This is a genomic window from Lentisphaera profundi (genome assembly GCF_028728065.1).
Taxonomy (GTDB): Bacteria; Verrucomicrobiota; Lentisphaeria; order Lentisphaerales; family Lentisphaeraceae; genus Lentisphaera; species Lentisphaera profundi.
The window spans coordinates 2,603,903-2,625,322 of the sequence record NZ_CP117812.1 but is presented as its reverse complement, the minus strand read 5'-3'; the positions used below and the strand labels follow the sequence as shown (position 1 = coordinate 2,625,322).

At 40.1% G+C, this 21,420-nt stretch carries 19 protein-coding genes; 10 read left to right on the top strand and 9 right to left on the bottom strand.

The window, feature by feature from the left end; translation table 11 throughout:
• Nucleotides 1-9 precede the first annotated feature (9 nt).
• Nucleotides 10-1,224: an IS4 family transposase gene (locus PQO03_RS21895; RefSeq protein WP_274153338.1), complete on the top strand. Its 1,215-nt coding sequence runs from the start codon at nucleotides 10-12 to the stop codon at nucleotides 1,222-1,224.
• A gap of 525 nt (nucleotides 1,225-1,749) precedes the next feature.
• Here PQO03_RS21895 and PQO03_RS21890 read toward each other — a convergent pair.
• A complete protein-coding gene (locus tag PQO03_RS21890; RefSeq protein ID WP_274153337.1) occupies nucleotides 1,750-2,502 on the bottom strand; it encodes a type II secretion system protein in 753 nt (250 codons plus the stop codon).
• A gap of 276 nt (nucleotides 2,503-2,778) precedes the next feature.
• Between PQO03_RS21890 and PQO03_RS21885 the strand changes: the two genes are divergently transcribed.
• Together PQO03_RS21885 and PQO03_RS21880 are read left to right on the top strand one after the other, a co-directional pair.
• Entirely contained in the window at nucleotides 2,779-4,359 is a 1,581-nt protein-coding gene (locus PQO03_RS21885; RefSeq protein ID WP_274153336.1) for a sulfatase, read from the top strand.
• An 82-nt stretch (nucleotides 4,360-4,441) separates the two neighbouring features.
• Nucleotides 4,442-6,454 (top strand): serine/threonine-protein kinase, encoded by a 2,013-nt coding sequence (locus PQO03_RS21880; RefSeq protein ID WP_274153335.1) that lies wholly within the window; start codon nucleotides 4,442-4,444, stop codon nucleotides 6,452-6,454.
• Nucleotides 6,455-6,458: 4 nt separating this feature from the next.
• On the opposite strand, the gene PQO03_RS21875 is transcribed toward PQO03_RS21880, so the two are convergent.
• Nucleotides 6,459-7,058, bottom strand: a complete 600-nt coding sequence (locus PQO03_RS21875) for an RNA polymerase sigma factor (protein WP_274153334.1) — start codon at nucleotides 7,056-7,058, stop codon at nucleotides 6,459-6,461.
• A 543-nt stretch (nucleotides 7,059-7,601) separates the two neighbouring features.
• Between PQO03_RS21875 and PQO03_RS21870 the strand changes: the two genes are divergently transcribed.
• The 7 genes from PQO03_RS21870 to PQO03_RS21840 are packed head-to-tail and all read left to right on the top strand — an operon-like array spanning nucleotide 7,602 to nucleotide 13,840.
• On the top strand, nucleotides 7,602-8,942 hold the full coding sequence (locus tag PQO03_RS21870) for a 4Fe-4S binding protein (RefSeq protein WP_274153333.1): 1,341 nt from the start codon (nucleotides 7,602-7,604) through the stop codon (nucleotides 8,940-8,942).
• Between the two features lie 2 nt (nucleotides 8,943-8,944).
• Entirely contained in the window at nucleotides 8,945-10,114 is a 1,170-nt protein-coding gene (locus PQO03_RS21865; protein ID WP_274153332.1) for an iron-sulfur cluster-binding domain-containing protein, read from the top strand.
• Nucleotides 10,115-10,137: 23 nt separating this feature from the next.
• Nucleotides 10,138-10,767: a TIGR04282 family arsenosugar biosynthesis glycosyltransferase gene (locus tag PQO03_RS21860; RefSeq protein ID WP_274153331.1), complete on the top strand. Its 630-nt coding sequence runs from the start codon at nucleotides 10,138-10,140 to the stop codon at nucleotides 10,765-10,767.
• A gap of 19 nt (nucleotides 10,768-10,786) precedes the next feature.
• Nucleotides 10,787-11,743 carry a methyltransferase domain-containing protein gene (locus PQO03_RS21855; protein WP_274153330.1) on the top strand — a complete coding sequence of 319 codons (957 nt, stop codon included), beginning with the start codon at nucleotides 10,787-10,789 and terminating at the stop codon, nucleotides 11,741-11,743.
• Entirely contained in the window at nucleotides 11,743-12,147 is a 405-nt protein-coding gene (locus PQO03_RS21850) for an arsenate reductase/protein-tyrosine-phosphatase family protein (RefSeq protein ID WP_274153329.1), read from the top strand. Before PQO03_RS21855 ends, PQO03_RS21850 begins: the two co-directional genes overlap by 1 nt.
• Before the next feature lie 20 nt (nucleotides 12,148-12,167).
• The gene (locus PQO03_RS21845) at nucleotides 12,168-12,923 is read left to right on the top strand and encodes an MTAP family purine nucleoside phosphorylase (protein ID WP_274153328.1); all 756 of its coding nucleotides are present in this window, start codon (nucleotides 12,168-12,170) and stop codon (nucleotides 12,921-12,923) included.
• On the top strand, nucleotides 12,923-13,840 hold the full coding sequence (locus PQO03_RS21840; RefSeq protein WP_274153327.1) for a radical SAM protein: 918 nt from the start codon (nucleotides 12,923-12,925) through the stop codon (nucleotides 13,838-13,840). The genes PQO03_RS21845 and PQO03_RS21840 overlap by 1 nt, the downstream gene beginning before the upstream one ends.
• A gap of 19 nt (nucleotides 13,841-13,859) precedes the next feature.
• Here PQO03_RS21840 and PQO03_RS21835 read toward each other — a convergent pair whose 3' ends face one another.
• From PQO03_RS21835 to PQO03_RS21805, 7 genes are all read right to left on the bottom strand, one after another.
• A complete protein-coding gene (locus PQO03_RS21835) occupies nucleotides 13,860-14,570 on the bottom strand; it encodes a glycosyltransferase (protein ID WP_274153326.1) in 711 nt (236 codons plus the stop codon).
• Between the two features lie 193 nt (nucleotides 14,571-14,763).
• Complete coding sequence (nadA, locus tag PQO03_RS21830) at nucleotides 14,764-15,792, bottom strand: quinolinate synthase NadA (RefSeq protein ID WP_274153325.1); 1,029 nt, start codon at nucleotides 15,790-15,792, stop codon at nucleotides 14,764-14,766.
• 9 nt (nucleotides 15,793-15,801) lie between these two features.
• The gene (locus tag PQO03_RS21825; RefSeq protein ID WP_274153324.1) at nucleotides 15,802-18,249 is read right to left on the bottom strand and encodes a glycogen/starch/alpha-glucan phosphorylase; all 2,448 of its coding nucleotides are present in this window, start codon (nucleotides 18,247-18,249) and stop codon (nucleotides 15,802-15,804) included.
• A gap of 217 nt (nucleotides 18,250-18,466) precedes the next feature.
• The gene (locus PQO03_RS21820; RefSeq protein WP_274153323.1) at nucleotides 18,467-19,141 is read right to left on the bottom strand and encodes an RluA family pseudouridine synthase; all 675 of its coding nucleotides are present in this window, start codon (nucleotides 19,139-19,141) and stop codon (nucleotides 18,467-18,469) included.
• 15 nt (nucleotides 19,142-19,156) lie between these two features.
• Nucleotides 19,157-19,567, bottom strand: coding sequence for a globin domain-containing protein (locus tag PQO03_RS21815; protein WP_274153322.1), 411 nt, complete (start codon nucleotides 19,565-19,567; stop codon nucleotides 19,157-19,159).
• A gap of 83 nt (nucleotides 19,568-19,650) precedes the next feature.
• The gene (locus PQO03_RS21810; RefSeq protein WP_274153321.1) at nucleotides 19,651-19,968 is read right to left on the bottom strand and encodes a hypothetical protein; all 318 of its coding nucleotides are present in this window, start codon (nucleotides 19,966-19,968) and stop codon (nucleotides 19,651-19,653) included.
• 3 nt (nucleotides 19,969-19,971) lie between these two features.
• Nucleotides 19,972-21,405 (bottom strand): nitrilase-related carbon-nitrogen hydrolase, encoded by a 1,434-nt coding sequence (locus tag PQO03_RS21805; RefSeq protein ID WP_274153320.1) that lies wholly within the window; start codon nucleotides 21,403-21,405, stop codon nucleotides 19,972-19,974.
• Nucleotides 21,406-21,420: the final 15 nt, after the last annotated feature.

The following is a 21,420-nucleotide window of genomic DNA, read 5'->3' as shown; positions in this document are numbered from 1 at the left end:
GAGTCCATCATGAAGCCAGACAAAAGTAATGTATGTAGTCTCAAACAAATCTGCCAATTAATTCCAGGACATTTAGTTCAAAAACTTGCAGATAAGCACGGAATCAAAACTCGTAAGTTTAGTCCTTGGAGCCATGTTCTAACCTTACTTTATGCTCAGTTATCTCATTCTCTGAGCTTAAATGATATTTGCGATAGCCTTCAAAATCATAGTGGAAGCCTTGAGCCTATACGAGGCGCGACAGTCCCGAAACGAAATACCTTATCTAACGCAAATAGAACTCGTAATGCCGACATGGCAGAAGAACTTTTCTGGAGTGTTCTTAATCACTTACAGAATAAGTATGCGGGCTTTGGTATTCAGCAAAAATATACTGGTTTTCCTAGACGTTTCAAAAAAGCAATTCACGCGGTGGATTCTACAACTATCCAGCTTGTTGCTAATTGTATGCCATGGGCAAAACATCGTCGTCGTAAAGCTGCGGCTAAATGTCACATGAAGCTTAACTTACAAAATTTCTTACCTTCTTTCGCTATTGTAAAAGCTGCGAACACTCATGATTCAACGGAAGCAAAGGAATTATGTGCAGGAATGTTACCTGGAGAAATAGTGGTTTTTGATAAGGCTTACGTGGATTATAAACATCTCTTTCACCTCAATGAACGTAAAGTATTTTGGGTTACTCGGGCAAAAGATAATATGAGCTACGAGATTATTGAAAATATCTCTGAAGCCAAAGGTTCTATCATCCGTGATCAGCGTATTCGTCTCAAAGGTACGAAAACTCAACTGCATTACCCGACAGAATTACGACTTGTCGAAGCTGAAGTAGAAATTGACGGAAAACTTAAGAAAATGGTTTTCATTACTAACAACTTTAAATGGGTTCCCAGTTCAGTCGCACAAATCTATAAATCACGTTGGGGAATCGAAGTGTTTTTCAAACAGATCAAACAAACATTGCAAATATCTGATTTCCTTGGCCATAACGAAAATGCCATTCGGTGGCAAGTTTGGACAGCATTATTGACTTACGTGCTTTTGCGATTTTTAGCATTTCAAAGTAAGTGGAAATATTCTTTCTCAAGAATATTCACCGTTATCCGTGGCGTACTATGGTCAAGGCTTGAATTGTACTCAGTCCTCAAATCCTGTGGGACAGCCAGTGACCCACCAAGGCTATACTCAACTCCTCCTCAGCAGTATTTGCCGGGATTTACATAAATCTATGGGACAGCCAATGACTGAGCCTTAATCAAAACCAAAACATCCATCTAATAAATAGAAGGTATTTACACAGGGAAATGTATTAAAGAGTCAGTTTTTCCTGCTCTATGGGATGACTGTATTTTAATATATAAATACCAGGGAATAAGCAATGAAAAAGCTCAATTCTACCATTCAATCAGACGGGATGGTACAGCTGGCATGATTGAGAACCTCCATGGCATCTTAGATTTCTATGCTTAACGACTTAAAGGAATTCTCGCCGACTTGCCTTTCGATGTCCTCAAACAGACTTGTTTATAAGTGAAATCGCCAATCAAATCCTCTTAGATGAAAATTTCTCTCGCAATTTACGCCAAGTGATTCATCGCCGAATCGAAAAAGAACGCAGCAAGAGAAATATCAAGATCATCCCCGAGAATCTAATCCATAATGAATGATTCCGATCCGATTCTCATGGACAGTAAATGAAAATATTCAGCTATTTAATACTTCAAGAAATAGGACTGAATAGATTTTTATTTAAGGAGTGTAAGTTACTGAGCCTGCATTCAAGCCAATATCTGGCAAGTTGTATAAATCATACATATAGAGCTCACGGAACGCCCCTTCAGTACGCCATCTAATTAGCTCGGTATGCCCATCAAAAAATAGGTAAGAAGCTTTAGTGTCTACATGCTTGAATTTGTTATCGGCCAGGCCCGTCACCGCTTCATAAGCATGCTGCTGTTTAAAGCCAGAGCGACCTCGATAGACTGGTGAGTCTTCCCTATAACCATCCGCTAAAAGAATAGATTCCGAAGGCTTCTCAATCACATTAATTTCATAACCTACAAACGAGGATATTTGCCCCGGCCTTACTGGAATCCCGTAATGGATAGAATATACACTCTCATTAGTCCCGTTATTATTACCATCCAATTCAAGTGTTGTGGGACAACCATAAAATGAAGCCGCCGCAGAACGTCTAAAATTCCATTCATTCAGGTCTGCAGCTGCAGTTCCCCCCAAATAGTCACGTACACCAAGAGCCCAGTCCATTATATTCCAGCGATCTCGAGCATAATTATGAGCAATGATTCCCTTTTCATCATCGCGGAACATCTGCATGCCAAGGCCCACAGTCTTAATATTATTCAAGCAAGTCATTGCATGAGCTTGCTTGCGAGCCTTGCTTAAAACGGGTAGGAGTAAAGAAGCTAAAATGCCTATAATGGCGATTACCACCAAAAGTTCTGTAAGAGTAAATTTTGATTTTTCAGTAAACTTTTTCATATAACAACACCATAAATAATAGATTCTTGAGATCATCCAATTATACCTAATACAATACCATATATGGTGATGTGACTGGCATCAAAAAAATATAAATTAATAAGAAAACGATAATCCCCTAAGTTAACGACAATCACATTTTATGAATGGAATTTGTTAGTCACCCTATTTTTACAGTTGATTTAAACTAGAGCAATATCCTATATGATGAGTCACAATTAAGGGTGGTCTTCTGTAGTACTTTATTATACGAATAAATAACTTAAGGAAAGGCAAATGAAGAAAACAATCACTCTTAAAGGAAAAGAACTGGAGATTAGAAAGAGTAAGCCTTTCTTCACTAACTTTTGTTTATTGAGTCTTTTTGTGATATCCGGAGTGTGTAGTGCTTCTAATGGCAAAAAGTATAATGTGCTCTTTATCCCTATTGATGATTTTAAGCCACTTATTGGAGCCTATGGTGAAAAGCAGATCATCACTCCTAATATGGATCGTCTTGCGGATCAGGGCATGATCTTTAATAACGCTCATTGCCAATATGCTATATGTGGTTCATCTCGAGCCAGTGTTATGTCAGGTATGTATATTGATAGTGTACGTGTCTTCTCTTTTACGCCTAAAATGCGGGAGGCTAATCCAGATATTCTTACCCTCCCTCAGTACTTTAAGCAACAAGGGTATCAAACGACCGGTATCGGCAAAACCTATGATAGCCGCTGTGTGGATAAAAAACGTGATGCCTTATCGTGGAGTCTAGCCTACCGAGAATATATCGCACCAGATGAAAAATATGGTCATCAGAAAGGAGGTTATCGCAATGCTGATAGGATTCGCGAAATCGCCCGCTTAGAAAAAAAATATTCGAAAAATAAAGATCTTTTAAAAAAGCAATTAGCCGCACAGGGCTTACGTCCACTCACCGAGTCAGAAGATTATCCTGATGTTGCCTATAGCGATGGTCAAAAAACACTTGTTGCCATGAAAATGCTTGAGGATTTATCTAAAGATGATAAACCCTTTTTTCTTTCCGTGGGTTATCAAAAACCACACTTGCCCTTCGTAGCACCTAAAAAATATTGGGATCTCTATGAGCGTGAAAAAATCAACTTGCCTTTTGCAGGAAAAGCTAAAGGGAGTCCAAGCTTTTCTTACGGTAATATGGGGGAGCTTCATTCCTACTCAATGAAAGAAAAACTACCGTTTTCTGATGCCTATAAACGCGAGATAACTCATGGTTATTATGCTTGTGTATCCTTTATAGATGCTCAGATTGGTCAGTTGATTGATAAACTCGAAGAACTCGAGATTCGTGACAACACAATTATCTGTCTCTGGGGTGACCATGGTTGGCACTTAGGTGATCATAATCTTTGGTGTAAGCACAGTAACTTTGAGCAGGCGGTACGTTCGCCACTCATTATTTCAGCGCCAGGGATGAAAGCTATCGGAAAATCATCGCAATCGCCTGTTGGCTTAGTCGATATTTTCCCTACGCTTTGTGATTTGACGGGTTTAGTTATCCCAAAGCATTTACAGGGAGAAAGCTTGAAGCCGATTCTGGATAATGCTGAAGCTATGGTGAAAGAAGTTGAAATGGCTCAATATCCCAGAACAATCAATGGCAAGGACGCGATGGGTTACACTGTTCGATCAAAACGTTACCGTTATACGGCGTGGAAACAGATGGATTACCGTAAAGGAGAGCTTGAGGGTCCTATCGTTGCCGAAGAACTCTATGACTATGAAAAAGACCCCTCAGAGAAATCGAGTTTTATAAAGAATCCCGAATACCAGGAGATAAAACTTAAGTTGCGTCAGCAATTAGAAAAAATGATTACTAAGGGCCAAAAAAAATAGAGTATTTGGCTATATCTTTTGCACAAGGAGTACTTAAGGTTTAGCTTAATCAACAATGAATCAAATATGCGCTGGTTTGACTATGGAAAAAAAAAATTCGGATTTACCTCTTAATGAAATAAACTTGAATATGGCTCAATATTTTCGTGAGGCTAAGCAGCATATTGATGACGGCCAAGATGAAGAAGGACAACTAGTTCAGCAAAAATTTGATGAACTAATTGCCGCTAATCGTTTTGATGATACGCAATTCCATGCCTCTGGAGGGCTCAAAAAAATAACTGTTGTGAAAGACCGTTTTACGGGGAGAAAAGTTGCCCATGCCACACTGAAAGCTGAAAAACCTTCATCACGACAGATACTTGATTTTCTTAAGGAAGCCTCGCTTACAGCTCGACTTCAGCATCAGAATATCGTGCCAGTTTATAAAGTGGGAATGGATGAGGATAAACCTTATTTCTCAATGAAACTCATCGAAGGAAGCTCACTTCAAGACTTACTTGAAAATGGTAGCTTAGAATCCAATGAAAATTTTAACCGAGTCAAACTTTTAGATATTTTTGTTAAAGTTTGTGATTCCATTAGTTCCGCCCATGCCCAAGGTATTTTACATATGGACCTGAAACCCGATAATATTGTCTTGGGCGATTACGGCGAAGTCATTGTGTGTGACTGGGGTTTAGCTCTTGAAAAAGATGAGGAAAATGAATGGATAAACCATACTTCTGAAACATTACAGGGCACACCAGGTTATATCGCACCGGAACGACTTACGGGCCAGCTTAAATTAGATGAACGAGTCGATGTCTATTCCCTAGGTATCCTGCTTTATAATATATTAACGGGCAAGAGCCCCTTTCAAGGTGAGAGTGCAGACCAAGTTTTAAAGAACTCTCTTAAAGGTAATTTTATATTGCCTAGCTTGATTGTTAAAGATTTACCAAGTTCCCTCGAAGCGATTATACTCAAAGCAATGGCAGATGATCCTAAGGATCGTTACGCCAATGTGACAGAACTCTTAAATGACGTGCGCGCTTGTTTAGGTGGGTTTTCACCTAAAGCTGAACACGCTAGTTTCTTTAAACAATTTTGTTTATTAATGAAACGCAATCGCCGAATTGCGATCACTATTGCAAGTGCCATTACATTGATTAGTAGTTTAACGCTGATTTTTATCGTACAATTAGCCGATCGTGAACAACGCGCTTTAGCTGCGCGTGATAAAGCCGAGACAGAAAAGCAACTACGCTTAAATTTACGAAAAAAAGCCGCGGTTCACTTTTATAAAAATGCTTATCGCGCAGAAAAATTACATCATTTTAATGAAGCGTTTTATTACTGCGAATTAGTCGTAGATTTTGTTCCGGAAAACAAAGCGGCGCATTACTTGTTAGGCAAACTTTATTTGGGGCAAGGAAAATATACTGAAGCATTGAGAGCTTTTGATCGTGCCAGTGGTGAAGATTTAAAGGGCTATATGGAATTGGCTAGCAAGTTAAATGAGCCAACTTCGAGTCAGGAACTCTTGAGTTTATTAAAGTACTGTAGTACTCGACCCGGTGGTCGTCGGGTCGTGGCCTCTTTCTGTGTTAATCAGCCTCAGTTGATTAGAGCAGTAGGTGTGTATAAGCTTATTGAAAGCGTGGAGAGTAGCGTTCTACCGGAAAATTGGCTTTATGATGAATTGAACAAAAAATTAAAGATAAATGCAGAAAGTTTTAATTTTCTATCACCAGTCTCGGCTTTACCATTAGTGTCATTAGATATATCTGGAACGGGGGTTTCTTACCTTCACCCGATTAGTCATATGAACTTAGAGGAATTGAATGTATCGCGTACCAAGGTGGCTGATTTGAACCCACTGATATCAATGAAAATCACAAAATTAGATATTAGTTATACGAATATTATTGACTTACAGGTCCTGAAAAATTTACCTTTAAAAGAATTAAATATCGTCGGCTTACGGACAAATTTTGATATTCATTTATTAGACCTCATGAGTTTGCAGCGTCTCACATTGGATACTAATGGAGTATCACCTTATATACAGAAACAACTTCTAGAACGTGGTGTTGACTTAGTTTTTAAATGACTTATTAACCCAGTTCGCGATCTAAGCGGTTAATCTCATTATAGAGTAACTTCGTCACTCGTTTTTTATAGACGTATATAGTGTTGCGCTCGATATCTAGCTCAAGAGCAATATCGGCAGGGTCCTTTCCCTGAGTTAATAAAAGGAATGCTTCACGGACTTTATCGGCAAGCTCAGTCTCAATATTCTTCCAAGCTAAATTCGAAATGTAAACTTCCCATTCCTCCGTGGCAATCTGTTCGATATCAGCTTGATTATAAGTTTTTATATAATCTAGGCTTCTATCACTGGTGGCTTTTTCATGCCGTTTGACTTCACGCTTTCTTTTATCAAAAAAGTTTTTAGTCGCATTTCCCGTCACTTGGCAAAGCCAACCACGAAAACGACCCTTATTCGTATCGTAATCAAAATCGGGAAGTGCTTTCCATGCGGAAAGTAAAACTTGTTGAGTTAAATCTTCGGCATCGTGGTGTGTAACCCCCATACGAGTGATTATCATTTTGATAAAGGATCTATAATACTCATCAAATTCCGCCCATGATTTCTCATCATAGCGGTTCCTGACCTGTATGAGTAGCGTCTCGCGTGTTAACCAGTTATCCATAATGTCATTTATTGGCTTAATTTATTCAAAGAAATCGAAAGCATAATAGCACTTGATCTAAAGTAGCTTTATGAGGATTGAATTACCAGTGATTTTCTATGGAAATCATAGACCATCACTTCTTTACCTAACTTGGGTTAACTGTGTTCGCTCTCTTTAAGTAAAACTGTTAAGGGACCATAAACAAAGATCGAAATCTATACAGCTTCAGATGGATGAGAAATGATTAATTGAAAGAAAATATACCAGAGTCTGTAAGCTTTCACCATTCTTTCTGAATAAGCTCCCATCGGATAATAAATTTAGGCGTAGCACTATGATAAACCTTCTTATATTGAGCATGGCATTTCTCTTTACTCATACGACGTACTGGACTGCACCCACTGTGCTTCACCAGTCATTAAGCTTTTACTAAAGGGTACCATTAATATAGCTAAACTTAAAGAATTCCTTCACCCAATATTGGCCTAAAAAAACTCGCAATCCTCTTTCCCGCAATCTAGATTTGAACAAGTACTTATAAAACGCAAGGTTATAAAATAGATGAAACGCTCAAAACTAGAAATGATTTTCTTAGTATTATTTCTCCCTGCCATCATTTTCATCTACACGATGAAATCTTACCCGGCAGTTATCACCAATGCCTTGGGAATCAATGATCCCTTTGGTGATTTTTTCTTTTTCTTTGGAAAGAGCCCCAATTTCTGGTATCAGACTCTTTATACGGGGATCGTTGTTATCATTAGTGCTATGCTGCTCTTCAAAGGTAAGTCCCCCTACGGAAAACGCGCTGGAAAAGCCAGCTTATCATCTTATCAAAAAAAGAAATTTACCAGTATTCTACTCGTTCAGTTAGTCGGCTTTTATTTTATGCCTTTTGTTTTACCCATGATCAATGGCGGTGACTGGTCAGATAAAGCGCCTAAGAATGACATCGTTTTAGAAGCACCCGCAAATACCATAAGTTTAGATAATCCGATTAATTACTCGCCGGATAATCAAAAGTATTCTTTGCTCGTTTACGTGGAAGGAATCTTGCAAGATAAGAATTCCTATGAAATCATTAATGATGAGCGCCCTGGCACATCGGTTTATGCCAAAACACTCGTTTTTGATGAAGCACTGCCCGCTGATCAAAAAATCACTGTGAGCGCCTTCCATTTAGTCCATAAAATGGCTCACGTTTATGTGGCCCCTGCTTTTTTCAGCAGCTATGCACTGATCTATATGTTTGTGATTATCCCCATATTCGTTTGGTTTTTTGGCAAGCGTTACTGTAGCTGGGTCTGTGCCTGCGGGAATTTAGCGGAAACAATCGGCACCACCAAATGGGGTGCTAAATGGGTTCGCGAAGGAACTCCTCGAGGAGAGAAATCTCTTGCCCTTGAATGGATTCAAGTTTTTATGTTTATCTTCTCTATTGTCATTGGGATTTCCATTATTCTGAATACTTACCACATCATTAGCCCTGGGGCTTATGACCGCCTTTGGCATGTACAGGATTTGATTATTGACTTCACTTTTGGCTCCATTATTGGCGTCGGCCTCTACCCTTTCTTTGGCACTAGAATTTGGTGTCGCTATGGCTGCCCAATGGCTCGCTGGATGAAATTATTTGGCCGTTGGACTCGCTCTCGATATGCCGTAGTTCCCAATGATAATTGTAAGGGCATTGGACTCTGCACCCAAGCTTGCCCCATGGGGATTGCGGTGGATGAGTATGCTCATAAGGATAAAAAGCCTATCGAAGTATCTTTTGGTCTTCACTCGAGTCCCTGTATTGGCTGCGGTGGTTGCATCGATGCTTGCCCAGTAGATGCACTCACATTTAATAAGATTGGCGACAAGACCGTGATTACAACAAAAGTTCCTGGGGAGTTTTAATCATGTTTAACTTCGACTCATGGCCCCTTGAACAACTCCAGGCTTATGCGCTACTGCTCAGTATTTTTACTTTTATTATTGTACTAGTTTTTCTGATGCGAGAATTGGGTGCCACTCAAGAAATTGATAGCTCTGACAAGCAAGATTTGATCCTCGTTGGTCCACCAAAATCTACTGGCAATATTACACAAATGGAAGTTTTACACATTAGACAATTGACTCCCACAATCAAAAACTTCCGTCTCCGCCCTCTTGAACAATATGTTGATTATGATCCAGGACAATTTCTCACTTTTCATACGGGAGAAACTCAAAAAGTGGCTCGTTGCTATTCCCTCAATAGCAGCCCCTCTCGTCCAGGAATTTACGAAGTCTCTATTAAGCTAATCAAAAATGGTCTAGGCTCCACATGGATGCACGAACAAGTCAAAGCAGGTGATATTTTAAAAGTGAGCAATCCCGCTGGTCGCTTTGCTTATGAAGCAGATGACAAGGTTTCCATTTTTGTTGCTGGCGGCGTTGGAATCACTCCTATGATGTCCATGATTAAATACGCTGTGGATAAAGGCCACTCTCAGCCTATTTATTTCTTCTACTCTGCTCGTACAATTGACGAAATGGCTTTCCATGACGAACTCAAAATCATTAGCACTATGTCTTCCGCTATTCATTACATCCCCATTCTTTCTCAGCCTCCAGAAAACTGGGATGGTGAAAGCGGACGTTTAAATGACGAAGTCATTGCTAAATATAAGATCGATTTCCCCAATGCCACACTCTACACTTGTGGCCCTGCTCCCTTAATGGAAAGTGTCAAAACCATGGCCCTCAATCAAGGCATGCCAGAAAACAAATTCCATAATGAAATCTTTGCCTCTCCCGCTAGTGAGAAACGCGATAAAATAGCTTGTGAAATCTCCGTAAATGGTCAGCACTATCAATATAATGATAATATCACCCTGCTCAACTTTCTTGAGCAGCAGCAAGTCCCTATAAAATCTTCTTGTCGTGCCGGCGTTTGCGGTATCTGCATGGTCAAAATCAAAAAAGGGAAAGTCACTTCGCTGCCCAGTGATTACCTTGATGAAGAAGATAAAAAGACCGGTGCTTGCTTAAGTTGTATTTCTTTCCCAAAAACCAAACTCGAGATTGAACTAGATGATGACGTTTAAAAATTTACTGGTAAATTTAATACATGAATAAAAAACTCATTATTTTTGCCAAGGCACCCGTTCCAGGAAAGGTGAAAAGCCGCTTGGGAAAAAGTATTGGTATGGAAAAGGCCTGTGACATTTATCGTGCCCTACTCGATTGCCTGATCAGTACTTGCCAAGAAGAAGAGAGTTTTAAAATCGTACTTTATGTAGCGGGTTCACAAGATTTTTTCAAGAAATATTACCCCAAGTTAAAAGTGAAAAAACAAAGTGAGGGTGATCTCGGTAATCGCATTCACAATGCTTTTAAAACTGAACTAAACGATTCTACGCAAGTCGCCTTAATTGGCTCTGATTGCCCCCTCTTAAGTATGGATCACATTCAAGAAGCTTACAAAAATCTTACTTCCGCTGATCTTACTATTGGCCCCGCAAAAGATGGTGGTTACTACCTAATGGCAATGAATCAAGCCCATCAAATCTTTGATGGAATCACTTGGAGTAGTGAGCTCGTTTTAAAAGAAACTTTGGCTTTAGCAGAGCAACAAAATCTCAATGTAGAACTCTTAGAAACACTCTCAGATCTAGATACTGAAGCAGACTTAAAGAGGCATCAAGAATTCTTTTTAAATTCAAATAAACTTTCGGCCCTTTGGCCTTATCCATCATAATATAAATAGGAGAAATTTAATGAGTAAAATAGTAGAATCAGTAAGAGAAAGATACTCAGAAGCCGCAAAAGAACAAGAAGCAGAACTCTGCTGCCCTACCGGTTATAGCGATCAAGAATTATCTCATATCCCGAAAGAAGTCACCGATGTTTCCTATGGTTGCGGGAATCCTACTGCATTTAGATCTCTCAAAGAAGATGCTGTCATTGTGGATCTCGGTTCTGGAGCGGGAATTGATTGCTTTATTGCTGCTAAAAAAGTCGGTGCCAGTGGCAAAGTTTATGGTATTGATATGACCGATACTATGCTAGATAAAGCTCGTAAGAATCAAGTTTTAGTCGCTCAATCACTCGGCTATGACAATGTTGAATTCCTTAAAGGTACCATTGACGAACTTCCGTTGGAAGATGGAATTGCCGATACTATTATTTCTAATTGCGTCATTAATTTAGCTTCCGATAAGGACAAAGTTTTTCGCGAAATTTATCGCGTACTAAAAGATGAAGGAACTTTCTCCGTTTCCGATATTGTTTCCGATCAAGAAGTTCCCCAGCATCTAAAGGATGATGAACACCTTTGGTCGGGTTGCTTAAGTGGTGCAGAAACGACTCAATCTTACCTCAAGTCAATGGAGTCTGCCGGTTTCTTCGGATTAGAGGTTCTCAAGAGTTTTGTATGGCAAGAAATTGAAGGCATCAAATTCATCTCCATCACTGTGCGTGGCCACAAATTAGTTCGTAGCCCCGAATGCCTCTACAAGGGACAAGCGGCAACTTATATTGGCCCTATGCGAGAAGCCAAAGATGATGAAGATCACCTTTTCTTACGTGGCATCCCCCAAGAAGTTTGCACTGAAACGGCTAAACGTTTGTCCATGCCTCCTTATAAAGGACAATTCCTTATCTCTAATCCCGATGATGAAAAAGAAGTTTTGGAGTGCTGCCCGAGTGATGATACGGAAGAAGCTTGCTGTTAATGAAAAAGAAAATCTTATTTCTCTGCGGTCATAATGCGGGACGCTCACAAATGGCCCAAGCTTACTTTAATAAATATAATACCAATGAAAATTTTGTAGGACTAAGTGCTGGCACAAATATTGCTGATCAAGTAAATAGCGCATGTATCGAAGCGATGAAAGAAGAAGGCGTGGATATGAATGATTCTTCAAATTTCTTTCCTAAAGTCATCGATGAAGATGAAAATTATTACCGTATTTACAGCATGGGGTGTAATGTGAAAAGCGAACTAGCCATTTATGATGATTTAGGAATCGATGACCCTGCAGGACAAGAAGGTGAGAACATAAAGATTATCCGCAATCAAGTCAAAGAAAATATTATCGCTATCATTGATGATCTAAATCAAAACGCCACTAATTAGTTACTTAGGATACTTTAATTATGATTGGAATTATTACTGGATCGGGTCTTTATGACTTAGCTTTAGAAAATGTAGAAAACTGTCTCATTAGCAATAAATTTGGACAGGTCACTTTGGTCAAGGCATGTTTCAAGGGCGTACCTGTTGTCTTCTATTCTCGTCATGGGAAAAACCATGAAAGACTTCCCAATATGCTCAATTATCGAGCCTACATGTTGGCAATGAAAGAACTTGGCGTTGATCGCATAATTGCCACCACTGTTTGCGGTGTCTGCAAAAGTGATATTCCCCTCGCCAAATTACTTTTATTTAATGACGTATTTTTTCCCGATAATCGCCTCCCGAGTGGAGAACTCTGCAGTATTTATACCGCTGAAAATGATCCTCAACGAGGTCATTTAATTGCGGCTAGTTTGATTCATCAAGGTTTTCAAAAAGATTTAAGTCAATTTGATACCGTCAAAAATTTAACGTATGGCCATGTCAATGGTCCTCGTTTGAATTCGAAATCCGAGATTAACTTTATTGCGAATTACGCAGACGTCATCTCCCAAACATGTGGCCCTGAGGCCGTTTTAGCTGGTGAATTAGTTATTCCCTACTTACTCTTGGGTTTTGGCATTGATTATGCTAATGGTGTTAATTCCGAGCCCACAAGTATTGATGAGCTCAATGCGAATATGCTCAAAAGCCCTAAAGTTTTCAAAGAGGCTATTAATACCTTAGTCACAAAAGAGCGGCCCGATTTTGAAGCCTATAACTACCGGTTTGAGTAATGACTATTGATCAACAGAAAAAACGTCCTGGCTATATTTCATTCCAAAAGAATGCTGAGGGTAATAATCAGCTAGATGATCTCTGGTTCTTCACTGGTTCGCGCTGCAATTTAGCCTGTCATCATTGCTACGTAGAGTCCTCTCCCACAAATAATAGCATTGATATGATTACTACCGAAGATATAAAGCCCACCATTGATGAAGCTCAAAAATTTGGCGTCAATCACATTTATTTCACTGGGGGAGAACCCTTTCTCAATAAGGATATTTATAGTCTTGTTGGTATGGCAATGGAAACAGCTGATACAACGATTATGACCAATGCCACGCTGCGTATGGACTTAGAGCGACTCAAGCAGATCAAGTCGGACTCTACGCTAAGTTTTCGCATCAGTATGGATCACTTTGAAGAAGCTAGGCACGATCAAATACGTGATCAGGGCAACTTCCAAAAAACGCTTATTAATGCCGTGAAAATTAGCCTGGCGGGCTTTCAGGTGATCATTACTGCATCGGCTATTGTTTATGAAGGTCATGAATTACAGGCCGATGAAATTGAAGATAAGTTTCATCAACTGTTCTCACCTTATGGAGTAGATGTCGACGTCAAACTTTTGCCTTATAATCTTGAAATGGGCACCAATCTTGAACGCATTGACGAAGTTCATGAAAAAGTATTTCTCTCTGAACACTGCATGCAGCTTCCCGGAGTAAAAGCCAAGGATTTTCAGTGTCACAATGGTAGAACTCTACAGAAAATTAAGGGTGAAATGAAAATATATCCTTGCCCCATTATTTATAATGATCCACAATACGAAATGGGAAGCACGCTTAAAGATAGCTTCGGTAACGTCTACCTCAATCATAAGGCTTGTTACGACTTCTGTTACCGCAGCGGCGGAAAGTGTACTAATTAGTCTAGATAACTACTAAGTCTTATTTTTTGTAGTAAGACTCATAAAATTTCTCTACTGAAAAATCCTTTTTAAATCTTCTTAAAAAGAGATATTTTGATAAGAGGTAAGACACATATATTGCGTTGAACAAAACACTGCGATGCTGCCAACGTCGTGTGGAGGCAATAATCCCGCCATTTAGCTGAATTGTTTTTCCCGCGGCTTTCATGCGCAAAGCCAATTCCACGTCTTCCATCAAAGGGATCGCCTGAATCCAGCTCTCATCCAAGCCTCTTTGACGTAAAAAAAACTGGCCTTGGTCACCAAAACTGATTCCCGTTAATGTGATTCGTAGATTATTGAGCCAAGAAAGAAAACGGAATTTAAAAAAATCTTGATCAAAAGCCGATCCCACACAACCGCCGATTAATAAGTCATCTTTAGAAAAGGCGGAAGCGATTTTTTCTAAGACTTGTGAATCCAGAGTCATATCGGCATGCATCACAAAAATAATATCACCTTTGGCTTTTAAGCTTCCTAGGTGAATTTGATTGCCTCGACCTCGCGGGCCCGACAATACCCTCATGCCCTCTTTTTCGAATAATTCTTGAGTCTTATCAGTACTGCCGCCATCGACAATAATCACTTCTACTGCAGCATAAGTTTGCGCTTTTAAACAAGCACAAATATTGCTAATATTAGCGGCTTCATTAAGAGCGGGAATGACGATTGATATTGAAGGCTTTTTCATACTTTAAGTACTGATTGATCCATTGCTTTTAACTCTTATCAAACTTACACAATTAAGCTTCCTAAACAACTTCACCACAACCTTATTAGTCATAATAAGATATCTCTTTAGTATAGATACATAAAAAGCCGAATCACAAATGTGATTCGGCTTTTTTAATGAAGCTAAGAAGTACTAGATGCGTATTATCGTACTACTTGCTAGTCGTTTTCTCTGCGTAATGAAACATGGCGTCGATACAACGACGTGAGCCTTGGACATCTTCTTTAGTGAGGTGAATCTCATTCTGTGGTTTTGGGTTTTTTAAGCATTCCAAGATATTCTCGAGTGTATTTGCTTTCATGTATTTACATACGGAACAAGAACCCACAAAATTCTTCTCGGGCATTTCAACCTGTAAACGTGCTGAAAGACCGCACTCAGTAAGCATCAAAAATGCTTCTGCATCCGAAGTTTCCATAAACTTGAGTAACTGTGCAGTAGAACCCACAAAATCAGAATGATTTAAAACGCCAGGGCTACATTCTGGGTGAGCCAAAACTTTAACACCGTCAAATTCGCCGCGAATATAATCAATCATATCGGGATCATATTCTTCGTGAACGTAGCAGACTCCATCCCAAAGCTTGATATCTTTTTCAACTCCACGACGAGTCATTTCGTCAATGATATTGAGGCCCATTAATTTGTCTGGAACAAAGTAAATCTTGTCGGTAGGAAGTGATTCAATAATGTTATAAACATTGCCCGAAGTCACACAGACATCGCACTGAGCTTTAACGTCTGCGGTGGTATTGATGTAGCAAACAAAAGTATAATCAGGATTATCTTCTTTGAGCTTACGTACATCTGCACCGGTAATTGAGTCGGCCAAGCTGCAGCCATTGAGGGCAGCTGGAACGTATACATTTTTTTCTGGATTGAGAATTTTTGCGGTTTCCGCCATAAATTTCACGGCTACAAAAAGTATATTGTCCGCACCACTCTCGAGAGCGTTGCGACTGAGCTGATAAGAATCTCCGGTGTAGTCAGCCACGCCATAGACAATCTCGGGATTGACGTAGGAGTGAGCTAAGATTACTGTGTTCGTTTCTTCTTTGAGACGATTAATCTCATTCACTATCGGAGCGATTTTATCGCAATATTCTTCTGTGTAGCTACAGGTAGAACCTGCAACGGTTACGTGCTTAAGTTTTTGATGCAGTTGATCTGATGTTATCATTTTACTCTCTTAGTAGGGCTTAATATCCCAAATTTCTTCTGCGTATTGTTTAATAGTTCGGTCGGATGAAAAGCCGCCCATATTTGCAATGTTGAGAATAGCACGTTTTGACCAATCGTCTTCTTTAATGAAATCATTAGACACAAGTTCTTCTGCTGCAGCATAAGCTTCAAAATCAGCGGCCAATTTATAGTGATCGCCACCAATGGTGAGTGAATCAACGAGCGGACGGAAAAGCTCAGGTTCTTCGGGACAGAAAAAGCCCGAAGATATTAAATCGAGCACATTAGCAAGATGGGAACCATGAGGCATGTAATCATGAGGGTTGTAACCATTCTGATCAAGGCTGGTAATGCCATCAACATCAAGACCGAAAATATAGATATTATCATCGCCTACCGCATCTTTAATCTCAACATTTGCACCATCAAGTGTTCCCACCGTAAGAGCTCCATTGAGTGCGAATTTCATATTGCCAGTTCCCGAGGCTTCCTTGCCCGCAGTAGAAATCTGCTCAGAAAGATCAGTAGCAGGCACAAGAACTTCTGCCATGCTCACACTGTAATTTGGTAAGAAAAGCACCTTGAGGAATTTGTTGACGTCGGGATCATTATTGACAATTGCCGAAACCGAATTCACCATCTTAATGATCAGCTTTGCCATAAAATAACCCGGAGCTGCCTTGCCCGCAAGAATAATTGTACGTGGCGTATAGTGGCCTTTTGGGTTGGCTTTAATCTTTTGATACAAATGGATCGCATGCAGGATATTGAGTAACTGACGTTTGTACTCGTGGAGTCGCTTGACTTGAACTGCAAAAATTGAATTCACATCAAGTTCATCACCGGTGAGATCTTTTACATATTCTGCGAGGCGAATTTTGTTATTCTTTTTGATCGCACGAATTTCTTTACGGAAGACTTTATCTTCAGCAAAAGGAATCAGCTTCTGTAGCTCATCGAGATCCGTTACCCACTTATCACCAATTTTAGAAGTGATTAAATCTGAGAGTTCAGGATTACATTTGCGCAACCAGCGACGCGGCGTGATGCCATTTGTTTTATTATTGAATTTATCTGGGTAGAGGTCATAAAAATCTTTAACCAAATCATGCTTGAGAAGTTCAGTATGCATTGCCGCTACGCCATTGACAGAGAAACTGCCCGCAATCGCTAGATAAGCCATGCGCACTAACTTTTCGCCACCTTCCTGAATGATGGACATATCACGTTGGCGCTCATTATCACCAGGGTATTTTTGAGCGACCTCACGCAAGAAGTGATAATTGATCTCGTAGATGATTTGCATGTGGCGTGGCAGTAAATTTTCAATTAAAGCAACAGACCATTTTTCAAGTGCTTCCGCAAGTAGAGTATGATTTGTATAAGCAAAGACTTGGCGAGTAATGCCCCATGCCTCATCCCATTCTAGCCCTTCATCATCCATAAGAATTCGCATTAGTTCAGGGACTGCAATTGAAGGGTGAGTATCATTGAGTTGGCAGACAACTTTCTTCGGCAGGTCTTGGATTGGTAGACCCAATTCTTTGAAGTCTTCCATCATATCGCCGAGAGTCGCCGCAGCTAAGAAATACTGCTGCTTCAAGCGAAGTTCTTTGCCTTCGTAATTATTATCGTTGGGATAAAGGACTTTGGTGATATTTTCTGTGAGTGATTTCTGAATATTGGCATTAATAAAATCGCCTTGATTGAAATCCGTAAGGTTGAAACCAAAAATCGAACGTGCTGACCACAGACGTAGAGTATTCACTGTATCCATTGAGTAACCAGGAATCGGCGTATCGTAAGGCATGGCTAAGACATCTTCCGTATTAAGCCATGTGCACCACTGCTTACCCGCATGATCTTTGTAGCATTCTACATGACCATAAAATTTTATTACGCGTTTGCGTTCGGGACGCACCACTTCCCAAGGATTACCATAGCGCAACCAGTTGTCGGGTTCTTCTACTTGGTGACCATGATCAATTTTTTGACGAAAAATTCCGTAGTCATAACGAATGCCCGAGCCAGAACCTGGAAGATTTAAGCTCGCAATAGAATCGAGGAAGCAAGCTGCCAAGCGACCGAGACCACCATTACCTAAGCCCGCATCCATTTCTTCATCGAGTAGGTCTTCGAGTTCAACACCAAGATCTTTTAAAGCATTGTCCGCTTGATCAAAGAAACCACAATTAATCAAACTATTGCCAAGAGTTCTGCCCATCAAAAACTCAAGCGAAATGTAATACATTCTCTTTGGGGCATCTTTACTGGAGAGTTTATGATTTGTTTTTTTCCAAGCCTCTACCTGAAGGTCACGCACTGTGTAAGCCAAGGCCATATAAAGATCGTGTTTCGTACATTCTGACAAATCTTTTGCCAGGGTTATCTCTACTCGATTTTGAAAAGCATCTTTGAATTTTTTAATCGCTGTTTTCGTTAGCTTGGTCGCCATGATTTAGGTATCCTCGTCTATTGTCAATTTTTCACTTAAACAAATTAGAAGAGTCTGAAAATAAATACAAAACTCACAAGCATTTCATGACAAGGAAATGAGTGAATTTATCGATGAAGTTTATACGGAGTCTTAACACTTAGTGAATTCTATAAAAGTTATTACTTTTCCACTGCCTGAAGTTCGCTCGCATCTTCACCACAAATCAATCAGTTCATTATACATTTAAGTTCGCTTCCATATATTGACTCAAACCTTGACTTTGAGTCAATTGATATAAATCTTCCGCTAATGGTGCGGTGAAAGCATCCCCCGTCTGAGGCAAGTGAATTTTAAGACAATGGAGTGCCTGACGTTTATGTAATGTACAAGCTGGCTCACGGTACCATTCTTCACCAATAAGTGGATGAGATAAGTGACTCAGGTGAATACGGATCTGATGTGTTCGACCCGTAAATATCCTGACTCTGATGAGGCTACAGTCTATACCGCTTCCTAAGACTTCAAATTTACTATGAGCTGTTTTTCCCTCAGGATGAATGCCTAGACTTCGAGAATCTATCTTGCCAATACGGCCATGCTCTTCACATTTATTCCATTTAGGGATACCATGAACGATCGCTAGATATTGTTTATCTGCTTGAGTGTTCTCTAGCATTTTTTTGTAATGCTTCACAAGCTTCTTTTCTGTGACAAAGATGTTGACACCGCTAGTGTCCGCATCCAGTTGATGCACAGCCCATACCATGCCACCATGTCGTTGCATCAGCCAATACTGAAGACAATCATCGTCATCTAGCGCTCTGCCCGTAGAAGGCAGGTCATAGGGCTTATTAATGACTAATAGGCCATCTTTTTCATATATAATACGTTGTTCCAGATCTTTGATCATGATAAGGAACCTTCCCTATTCCTTGTTCACCATCCAAGGTGAGAAGCCAGCAATAAAGCCGATGAAGCTATCGATGTGTTGTTCAGGAAAATCATATTTTTCTGGATGCTTTAGGACTTTTAAGAAGCAAGCCAACCAGACATCGCGCGAATTCATGTCAATCGGGAAAGGAAAGTGACGACGACGCAGCATCGGATTGCCATAGCGCTGATGATAGAGTGGTGGCCCACCACAAAGTCCTACAAAAAAACAGGCTGATTTATCTGCCGCTTCCTGCAAGCCTTCTGGATCAGTTGGAAACATCTCTTTAATTGACGATACCGCAAATTCATCATAGACATCATGAAGAAGTTTAAAGATATTTTCTTCACCCATGAGGGTATAAATTTCCGGATTCGGGGGATCAACTTGTGGAGGGCCATTCATATTTCTTACCTTAATTTTTTTGCAAAGTAAACCAATCACTTGGAAAGGCAAGTAAATTTAAAATCGAGTGAAAGTTTTCATGATCACCCAGAATAGAGGTCATGATGCGATGCATACGAGAGGAACTTCAAGCGTTCTGCTAAATTTTTTAGTAGGGCCCCGAGGGCTCCTCGGCCACCGGAGGGTATTGCCACACAGGCGGGTAAAAAAACCACATCAATTTTGGAGCCAGTGCCAAGCAGGTGCTTGGCGGTCCCAGGCCATTTGCCGTCGTGGGCGGGAAAAAAGATATACACTTGACCAGAATAGAGGGCACGGTGCTTCGCACACCAAGGAGCGCCGCTCTTCGGCCAGCGGAGGGTGTTGCCACACAGGCGATTAGGGACAATTCCCCTTGTCATGGTTCATCGTATTTTTTTGAAGGCCTTAAAAAATGAGAAAAGGAATGCTAAAAAACTAATGATCAAAGCAGGATAAATCAGAAAACGATCGAGGGGACGCGTCCCCTGCTCTGCCATGACTAGTTTTGCCGAGAAGGTATCTCCTTGACCGATAAAGGATCCTTGAGCTTGAATGTGACCTTGAGCATCAACAAACTGTGATATCCCCGAACTACAAACGCGATAAACGGGGATACCATATTCCCCTGCACGGGTGGGAGCTATACGACCATGCAGCTTATGTTGTTGCTCTCCCCAATGCTCCACATCCATTGTAGGGATTAATAAAGCTTGAGCGCCCTGACGAACAAGTTCATCCATTATTTTGCTATAGCTCAAGTCGTAACAAATGCCGATGCCAATTTTTCCCCAAGGGGAATCCCATAATTGCTGACTCTTTGCTGGTTCCCCATCATTGAAAAATTGAATTGGCATCACTTTTGCTTGCTTGAAAATAATTTCTCCACGAGGATCAACAATCATTGCCATATTGAAATATGCCCGCTTTTTCTTTTTGCCACCAATACTTTTTACGTCTTTATTGATAACTGCACTTTCTTTGATTGTCTCCGTTGTCCCTGCGAGTAGGTAACGTTGATTGACTTGGCACCAATCCTTAATAAGCTGAGGTATGCCTTCATCAAAACTATATTCACTCAAGAAAAAAAGCTTTGTATCAGGATACGTTTCTAAAGCTTGATCGAGAGAATCGAGAATGTCTTTATGAGATCCCATTTCCCATTGAATGCCCGTAATGTGTGGCCCTTCTCCCTCTGTTTCTGCTGATGTACTCATAAGTGAACTGATTTGGCAGAGCAGGCAAAGACTCACAAAGGCTATGATTTTGAGCTTCTTTTTCTCAATCCAGTTCTCTCCAAAAGTGATCAATAAAAAGCAAAAAAAGGAAATCCCGTAAACTCCCCAAATTCCCAGGCCTGAATAATAACTAGATTCGGAAAAACTAAGCCCTGGGATCACCCAAGAAAATTTGAGTGGGTACAATTCACAACGAATAAATTCGAGTGAAAAATACAGTACTGGAATCAGCCAGGCAATTGTTTTACTCGAGTACACCCGACGAAGCCAAACCGAGATCGCTAGAAAAAGGGCTAACCAAAAGGCGAGCACACAAAAGAGATTATAGGCAAAATGATTGAAGATGGAAATAAAAAACTGGAGGTGATAAGTATAAATACCAAAACCTAAAATAATGCCATTGATAAAAGCTATTGGTATAGATTTAATTTTAGTTATTTGCCACAAACTTAAGAAAAACAGGGGGAAAAATGCCGTTAATCCTAAGTGGGATAGATGGAAACTTAAACAGGCACTTATTAGCCAAGCGAGTGGAATTAAAAACTCTTTTCCATTCATGTAGCTTTTATTTTTTTCATCCATTTGCTGAGCTCCTCC

Coding starts and splice junctions, on each gene's coding strand:
- PQO03_RS21895 (WP_274153338.1), top strand. CDS start 10: ATGAAGCCAGACAAAAGTAATGTATGTAGTCTCAAACAAATCTGCCAA.
- PQO03_RS21890 (WP_274153337.1), bottom strand. CDS start 2,502: ATGAAAAAGTTTACTGAAAAATCAAAATTTACTCTTACAGAACTTTTG.
- PQO03_RS21885 (WP_274153336.1), top strand. CDS start 2,779: ATGAAGAAAACAATCACTCTTAAAGGAAAAGAACTGGAGATTAGAAAG.
- PQO03_RS21880 (WP_274153335.1), top strand. CDS start 4,442: ATGGAAAAAAAAAATTCGGATTTACCTCTTAATGAAATAAACTTGAAT.
- PQO03_RS21875 (WP_274153334.1), bottom strand. CDS start 7,058: ATGGATAACTGGTTAACACGCGAGACGCTACTCATACAGGTCAGGAAC.
- PQO03_RS21870 (WP_274153333.1), top strand. CDS start 7,602: ATGAAACGCTCAAAACTAGAAATGATTTTCTTAGTATTATTTCTCCCT.
- PQO03_RS21865 (WP_274153332.1), top strand. CDS start 8,945: ATGTTTAACTTCGACTCATGGCCCCTTGAACAACTCCAGGCTTATGCG.
- PQO03_RS21860 (WP_274153331.1), top strand. CDS start 10,138: ATGAATAAAAAACTCATTATTTTTGCCAAGGCACCCGTTCCAGGAAAG.
- PQO03_RS21855 (WP_274153330.1), top strand. CDS start 10,787: ATGAGTAAAATAGTAGAATCAGTAAGAGAAAGATACTCAGAAGCCGCA.
- PQO03_RS21850 (WP_274153329.1), top strand. CDS start 11,743: ATGAAAAAGAAAATCTTATTTCTCTGCGGTCATAATGCGGGACGCTCA.
- PQO03_RS21845 (WP_274153328.1), top strand. CDS start 12,168: ATGATTGGAATTATTACTGGATCGGGTCTTTATGACTTAGCTTTAGAA.
- PQO03_RS21840 (WP_274153327.1), top strand. CDS start 12,923: ATGACTATTGATCAACAGAAAAAACGTCCTGGCTATATTTCATTCCAA.
- PQO03_RS21835 (WP_274153326.1), bottom strand. CDS start 14,570: ATGAAAAAGCCTTCAATATCAATCGTCATTCCCGCTCTTAATGAAGCC.
- nadA (WP_274153325.1), bottom strand. CDS start 15,792: ATGATAACATCAGATCAACTGCATCAAAAACTTAAGCACGTAACCGTT.
- PQO03_RS21825 (WP_274153324.1), bottom strand. CDS start 18,249: ATGGCGACCAAGCTAACGAAAACAGCGATTAAAAAATTCAAAGATGCT.
- PQO03_RS21820 (WP_274153323.1), bottom strand. CDS start 19,141: ATGATCAAAGATCTGGAACAACGTATTATATATGAAAAAGATGGCCTA.
- PQO03_RS21815 (WP_274153322.1), bottom strand. CDS start 19,567: ATGAATGGCCCTCCACAAGTTGATCCCCCGAATCCGGAAATTTATACC.
- PQO03_RS21810 (WP_274153321.1), bottom strand. CDS start 19,968: ATGACAAGGGGAATTGTCCCTAATCGCCTGTGTGGCAACACCCTCCGC.
- PQO03_RS21805 (WP_274153320.1), bottom strand. CDS start 21,405: ATGGATGAAAAAAATAAAAGCTACATGAATGGAAAAGAGTTTTTAATT.